The 7636-nt window shown below is 46.9% G+C and carries 2 protein-coding genes; both read left to right on the top strand.

Going from position 1 to position 7636, the window contains the following annotated elements; genetic code table 11:
• Positions 1 to 6158 (top strand): beta strand repeat-containing protein (locus P2W73_RS26170; RefSeq protein ID WP_276505062.1); only part of this gene is annotated, 6158 nt, incomplete at its 5' end.
• A 16-nt stretch (positions 6159 to 6174) separates the two neighbouring features.
• The coding region (locus P2W73_RS26165; RefSeq protein WP_276505061.1) for a hypothetical protein at positions 6175 to 7636 on the top strand (1462 nt) is incomplete at its 3' end.

Raw genomic sequence — 7636 nt, 5'->3', positions numbered from 1 at the left:
GAGCTACCAGTGCAACCTATACTGCAACTGCTGCAGGTAACTATACCGTCACCGTAACCAACAGTAATACTTGTTCATTTACATCGGCTGCTTTTGCGGTAACCGTAAATGCATTGCCCACAGCAAATATCACCGGCACTGCAGCCATTTGCGCAGGTGCCAGCACTGTTCTTTCCTCTAATGCAACAGCAGGCAGCGGATCAATATCATCTTATCAATGGAATCTTAATGGCACTCCCATTAGCGGAGCTACCAGTGCAACCTATACTGCAACTGCTGCAGGTAACTATACCGTCACCGTAACCAACAGTAATACTTGTTCATTTACATCGGCTGCTTTTGCGGTAACCGTAAATCCTTTACCAGCAGCAACCATCACAGCTGGTGGCCCAACAACATTTTGTGCAGGCGGTTCAGTAACATTAACTGCTTCTGCCGGTTCATCATGGCTATGGAGTAATGGAGCAACAACTCAATCTATTATAGTCAATGCCTCTGGTTCGTATTCGGTAACAGTGACCGATGGCAATGGCTGCTCCGCAACATCAGCCGCAAGTACGGTGACGGTAAATACAGTAACCGCCGGAACTATCTCAACAGATCAAACAATCTGCAGTGGTGGTAACCCGGCTGCATTTACCAGTGTCGCTGCTACCGGTTCAGGTACGCTTGCTTATCAATGGCAAAGCAGCACCACAGATTGTACTACAGGTTTCAGTAATATCAGCGGAGCTACTACGGCCACTTATGATCCACCCACAGGACTTGCTGTAACAACTTATTATCGCCGTGTCGCCACTTTCACACTCAGCGGTGTTCCCTGTACTGCAACAAGCAATTGTGTAACGGTAACGGTAAACACTGTAACAGCGGGAAGTATCACCGGAACACAAACCATTTGCGGTGGCGGTGACGCTGATGCTTTTACAAGCGTAGATGCAACGGGTGGCGGCACCATTACTTATCAATGGCAAAGTGGTACGGGTGGTTGTGCCGGCACTTTTACTAACATCAGTGGCGCTACCAGTGCTACTTATGATCCACCGGTACTTGCTGTAACAACTTACTATCGTCGTATCGCTACCTCGACACTCAACGGTGTTCCCTGTACTGCAACGAGCAATTGTTTAACCGTAACGGTAAATAATACAACACCGGGAAGTATAAATAACAATCAAACCATTTGCAGTGCTGGTAATCCTGCTGCGTTTACCAGTGTTGCTGCTACCGGCTCAGGTACGCTTGCTTATCAATGGCAAAGCAGTACCACAGATTGTACTACCGGTTTCAATGATATCAGCGGAGCTACTGCTGCCACTTATGATCCACCTGCAGGACTTGCTGTAACAACTTATTATCGTCGTATTGCAACTTTCACACTTAACGGTGTTCCCTGTATCGTAACAAGTAATTGCGTAACGGTAACAATAAATACTGTAACAGCAGGAAGTATATCAACAGATCAAACAATCTGCAGTGGTGGTAATCCTGATGCTTTCACCAGTGCAGATGCAAGTGGCTCCGGCACTATTACTTATCAATGGCAAAGTGGTACTGGTGGTTGTGCCGGCACTTTCACTAATATCAGCGGTGCTACCAGTGCCACTTATGATCCACCCACAGGACTTGCTGCAACAACATATTATCGCCGCATTGCAACTTCAACACTTAATGGTGTTCCGTGTACAGCAACAAGTAATTGTGTAACCGTAACAGTGAATACTGTAACATCGGGAAGTATTACCGGAAACCAACCGATCTGCAGTGCTGGTGACCCTGCTGCATTTACCAGTGTTGCAGCTACCGGCCCGGGCACTATTACTTATCAATGGCAAAGTGGTACTGCCGGTTGTGCCGGCGTCTTTACTGATATCGCCGGAGCAACCAGTGCGACATATGATATTCCCTCCGGGCTTGCTGTGACAACCTATTATCGCCGTATCGCTACCTCAACACTCAACGGTGTTCCCTGTACCGCAACAAGCAATTGTTTAACCGTAACGGTAAATACAGTAACCGCCGGAACTATCTCAACAGATCAAACAATCTGCAGTGGTGGTAACCCGGCTGCATTTACCAGTGTCGCTGCTACCGGTTCAGGTACGCTTGCTTATCAATGGCAAAGCAGCACCACAGATTGTACTACAGGTTTCAGTAATATCAGCGGAGCTACTACGGCCACTTATGATCCACCCACAGGACTTGCTGTAACAACTTATTATCGCCGTGTCGCCACTTTCACACTCAGCGGTGTTCCCTGTACTGCAACAAGCAATTGTGTAACGGTAACGGTAAACACTGTAACAGCGGGAAGTATCACCGGAACACAAACCATTTGCGGTGGCGGTGACGCTGATGCTTTTACAAGCGTAGATGCAACGGGTGGCGGCACCATTACTTATCAATGGCAAAGTGGTACGGGTGGTTGTGCCGGCACTTTTACTAACATCAGTGGCGCTACCAGTGCTACTTATGATCCACCGGTACTTGCTGTAACAACTTACTATCGTCGTATCGCTACCTCGACACTCAACGGTGTTCCCTGTACTGCAACGAGCAATTGTTTAACCGTAACGGTAAATAATACAACACCGGGAAGTATAAATAACAATCAAACCATTTGCAGTGCTGGTAATCCTGCTGCGTTTACCAGTGTTGCTGCTACCGGCTCAGGTACGCTTGCTTATCAATGGCAAAGCAGTACCACAGATTGTACTACCGGTTTCAATGATATCAGCGGAGCTACTGCTGCCACTTATGATCCACCTGCAGGACTTGCTGTAACAACTTATTATCGTCGTATTGCAACTTTCACGCTTAACGGTGTTCCCTGTATCGTAACAAGTAATTGCGTAACGGTAACAATAAATACTGTAACAGCAGGAAGTATATCAACAGATCAAACAATCTGCAGTGGTGGTAATCCTGATGCTTTCACCAGTGCAGATGCAAGTGGCTCCGGCACTATTACTTATCAATGGCAAAGTGGTACTGGTGGTTGTGCCGGCACTTTCACTAATATCAGCGGTGCTACCAGTGTCACTTATGATCCACCCACAGGACTTGCTGCAACAACATATTATCGCCGCATTGCAACCTCAACACTTAACAGTGTTCCGTGTACAGCAACAAGTAATTGTGTAACGGTAACTGTAAATGCTTTACCAGCCATTCCAACTATCTCTGCAGGAGGTCCAACAACTTTTTGCCAGGGTGGAAGTGTAACTCTTACTTCTTCTTCGGCTACCGGCAACCAGTGGAATTTAAATGGCACACCGATCGCCGGAGCGACAAATCAAACTTATTCTGCAACAGCAAGTGGAAATTATACGGTAACTGTAACTAATGTCAATAGCTGTTCTCAAACCTCAGCAGCTACAACAGTTACTGTAAATCCATCACCAGTAATAACAGTTACACCCGCTGCGCCTGCAGCCTTTTGCAATGGAGGCAGTGTAACATTAACTGCAAGCGGCGCCAATACATATACATGGGGTCCGGACGAAGGATTATCTATTACTACAGGATCCACGGTTATAGCTACTCCTGAAACAACTACAACTTATACCGTCACAGGTACTGGTGCCAATGGTTGTACAAGCTCTGCGACTGTCACTGTCAACATTACTCCCACGCCTGATGGCGACATTACTTCAAGTCCGCCTGTTTGTTCTGGTAATAATGGTGGGACAATTGAATTATCCAATTATAGCCCCGCCACCATTGTTCGCTGGGAGTCATCAGTTGACGGCGGAGCTACCTGGACAAACATTAATAATACTTCAACTACACAGGCATATTCCAACCTTACGCAAACAACTATTTACCGGGTTTTACTCACTTTGAATAATGGTTGTGATGGGTATTCAGATATCGGTATTGTGCCCGTGAATGAGCCATTCACTCCCATTGTAACCGTTAATCCACCTGTCATTTGTTTGGGCGAATCTGCGACACTAACCGCAAGTGGCTATGGTGCACCTCCTTTTCCACTGGAAGATTTTGGAAATGCAAATCCAGCCGGCTGGAGTGGTAATGATGCCAATAATAACAATGAAGATGAAGACACGGATTGGGGCGAAACCGGTGATGGTAAAATAAGAAGTGGTAAAATCTATAATTCGAACGCCCCTCCGTCGAACACGAAATTCATGATTGTTGCCGGCACTACTGACGAACCCGATCAGACAGCCGCATTGATTACCCCTCCATTTAGTTTGGTAGGGGTTATTAATCCGGTTTTTGGATACATGACGGCTCTTGATTTTAATGCCGGGACAATTGGTAAAGTTGAAATCTCAATTGATGGAGGAAACACCTATACAACACTCGAAACATTTACCGGGCCTGCCAAAGTTGGAAACGGAGATGACGGATTTGTTCAACGCAATTATAACCTGGCTGCCTATATTGGCCAGCCTGATGTCAGGGTTCGGTTTAATTATTTTGGAACAGCGGGAAGTATATGGGCCATAGATAATGTTGGATTGCAGGGAACCTTTGAGCCTGTAACTTATCAATGGTCGCCGCTTGATTATATGAGTCCGGCTGCGGGGAATACCCAGACAGTTGTTGTAACGCCCCCGGTTGGCATTCATCAATATTGTGTTGTGGCTACAACGGGAGCCGGGTGTGCAAGTGAACCTGTTTGTGAAGAAGTTGAAGTAAAGCCATTACCTACTTGCGATATTACCGGACCTACTTCTGTTTGTCCCGGTTCTTCGAATACTTATAGCGGACCTGCCATTGCCGGTTATACATATAATTGGACAATAAGCGGCGGCGGAACTATTTCTGGTTCTGCGACGGGCCAGACAGTTACGGTAATTGCAAATAATACTTGTGGCACTTATACCCTAACCCTTGTAACTACATTGAATGGATGTTCAAGTGCCCCATGTACACTTATCGTTAATGTTGTTGATAATACGCCACCGGTTGCACCGGCAGCTCCTGCAACGCAGAGCTTCCAGTGTCTTACTGAAGTGCCGGCTCCTGGTACATTAACAGCAACCGATGATTGCCGTGGTAACATTACCGTTACCGGCGTGGATGTGCAGGTGGCTAACGGTTGCGGTTATACAATTACAAGAACATGGACGTTCACCGACTTCTGCAACAACACAACATCCGTTTCTCAAACCATCAATGTTCTCGACAATATAGCGCCTATTGCACCGGCTGCTCCAGCAACACAGAGCTTCCAGTGTCTCGCTGATGTACCGGCGCCCGGTATATTAACCGCAACCGATAATTGCAGTGGTAACATTACCGCCACCGGAGTGGACGTACAAGTTGCTAACGGTTGCGGATATACGATTACAAGAACATGGACTTTCACCGATGCTTGCGGCAACACAACGTCGGTCTCACAAACCATCAATGTTCTCGATAATACAGCACCTGTTGCACCGGCAGCTCCGGCAGCTCAGAGCTTCCAGTGTTTGACTGAGGTACCGGCTCCTGGTACCCTGATAGCAACCGATAATTGCAGTGGTAACATTACCGTTACCGGTGTGGATGTACAGGTAGTTAACGGTTGCGGTTATACCATTACAAGAACATGGACATTCACCGATGCCTGCGGCAACACATCTTCGGTTTCACAAACCATTAATGTGCTCGATAATACAGCACCTGTGGCACCGGCAGCTCCTGCAACACAGAGCTTCCAGTGTCTCGCTGATGTACCGGCGCCCGGTATATTAACCGCAACCGATAATTGCAGTGGTAACATCACTTCGACCGGAGTGGACGTACAGGTTGCTAATGGTTGCGGTTATACTATTACAAGAACATGGACATTCACCGATGACTGCAATAACACAACATCGGTTTCACAAACCATTAATGTGCTGGATAACATACCACCAGTGATCACCTGCGCACCAGCACAGGCTTTCTGTGTAATCAATCCCAATAACTATACGATCCCGCCACTAACTGCATCTGACAACTGCAGCGCAGCTTTAACCATTAGTTACGACATCACAGGAGCCACTGAAAGAAGCGGTACAGGAACTGATGCAAGTGGAGAATTTAATGTCGGGGTTTCAACAATAACATGGACAGTAACCGATGATTGCGGTAATGTCTCTACCTGTACAACAACGGTAACTATTAGTCCAAAACCAACACCAATAATCACCCACAACTAATTATATAAAAGAGATCATGAAAAAATTCAGCAACCAATACAAAACCAAAAATACCGGTAAACAAGCCGGGCATTTTTGGTTGAGCCTATTGCAATGGCTCCGGTTGCTGGTACTCTCATTTAAGCGAATAAGAGATTTCTTGTCCGGTGTATTTTTTCATGAGCCGGATAAGCTTGTATCGAACAAGATGCATGCAGAAACCACCACTCCACCCAAACTAACTGATAACAAAAAACTACCGAACATGAAACCAGCTAAACTGCTTATAAAATGGGGGCTTATGCTGTTGCTTACAGTATGCGCCACCAATGCGATGGCACAAGCACCTCCGCCTATTCCTGGTGATCATTCGGTATGTGTTAATACAACGAAAGAGTATGGTGTGCCCTATAATGTGGGGTCCACTTATGCATGGAGCATCACTCCCAATACGGGTTTTACGCTGACTCCCAATCCAACGTGGCCCAATTTAATTACAGTTACCTGGACAGCTGTTGGTGTGTATACCATGACGGTAATTGAAACGAATGCAGATGGTTGTGCGGGGGATCCTGTTTCAATTGTTATTACGGTTAATGAGCTGCCTTTATGTTCTATTACGGGTCCTGACGATGTTTGTCCAGGCTCCACAAATACTTATAGTGCACCACCCGGAATGTCCACTTATAATTGGTCAATCAGTGGAAATGGAACTATCTCTGGTGCAACAAATGGTCAAACCGTTTCGGTGCTCGCAGACAACATTTGTGGAAGTTATACGCTGACCGTTACTATTACAGATGCGAATGGATGTACAAGTACATGTAGTCAGACATTTGATATAACTGCACCACCAGTGGTATTAACGGCTCCGGCAGACTTTATAGCACCCAGCTGTCAGACACAAGCACAAATCGATGCAGCCTATGCAACCTGGTTAGCCGGCGTAACAAGCAGCGGCGGATGTACTTTAAATGTTACTAATAATAGTACAGGTGCTCCATTAGCATGTGGCGGAACAGCAACTGTGATATGGACAGCAACGAGTCCTTGCGAGCCGGATGTAACAGCACAAGCAACGTTCACGGTGACAGCACCAACGCCTGTAGTGATAACGGCTCCGGCGGATACGACGGTGAATGCCTGTGATTATGCAGACCAGGCAGCCCTTAATGCGGCGATAGTGGCATGGGCCGGTCGTTCAAGTGTAAGTGGCGGTTGCGATCCACAGCTGAGCAATGATGCGGGAGCGGCTTCAGTTCAGTGTACCGGTGGTTCAGTGACGGTGACCTGGACAGCGACAGATCTTTGCCAGTCTCCGACCTTGACCAGGACGTTCACGGTGACAGCACCAGCACCTGTAGTGATAACCACACCGGTTGCTACTACAGTTAATACCTGTGACTTTGCAACACAGGCCGAACTGGATGCTGCCTTCCAGGCATGGCTGGCAACAGCTTCTGTAACGGGTGGTTGTGCTCCGGTTCTGACCAATAATG

This window comes from Terrimonas pollutisoli, assembly GCF_029360765.1.
Lineage (GTDB): Bacteria > Bacteroidota > Bacteroidia > Chitinophagales > Chitinophagaceae > Terrimonas_B > Terrimonas_B pollutisoli.
This window is presented reverse-complemented; position numbering and strand designations above follow the sequence as displayed.